This window comes from Chloroflexaceae bacterium (genome assembly GCA_025057155.1).
GTDB lineage: Bacteria > Chloroflexota > Chloroflexia > Chloroflexales > Chloroflexaceae > JACAEO01.
In genome coordinates, this window is the sequence record JANWYD010000145.1 from 1 (window position 1) to 566 (window position 566).

Below are 566 nucleotides of genomic sequence, written 5' to 3' on the forward strand. Positions count from 1 at the left end.
GAAAAACCGGCCTCGGCCAGCGCCTGCAAAAGGCGCGGCAGGCCGCGCACATCGCCGATCGCTGCCGGCATTAGCGCCCCATCGAAGTCAGAGCCGAACCCAACGTGATCAATGCCCAGCCGTTCCACCAGATACTTGATGTGTTGCACCATCACCGCAATCGGCATCGTCGCATCACGCCGTCCGTCGGGGCGCAGGAAGGGAACGGCAAAGTTCAACCCGACCATTCCTCCTGAATCGCGGATCGCATCGAGTTGCCGGTCGGTAAGATTGCGGCTGCTGGGGCAGATGGCATGGGCATTCGAGTGGGTTGCCACCAGCGGCGCATCACTGAGCCGGGCGACATCCCAGAAACCGGCTTCGTTGAGATGCGAGAGATCGATCATAATGCGCAGCCGGTTGCAGGCTCTCACCAACGCCTTGCCGGCTTCGGTCAAGCCGGGGCCGATGTCGGGCGAGGCCGGAAAGGCGAACGGCACGCCATAGCCAAAGATATTGGGCCGGCTCCAGACCGGGCCAAGCGAGCGCAGGCCGGCCTGATAGAGCACCTCTAGCTCATCGAAATC

General features: G+C 62.7%; 1 protein-coding gene. It reads right to left on the reverse strand.

The genetic code is table 11. The annotated features are described in order from the left end of the window. A partial coding sequence (locus NZU74_20720) for a membrane dipeptidase (protein ID MCS6883748.1) occupies positions 1 to 566 on the reverse strand: 566 nt, incomplete at both ends.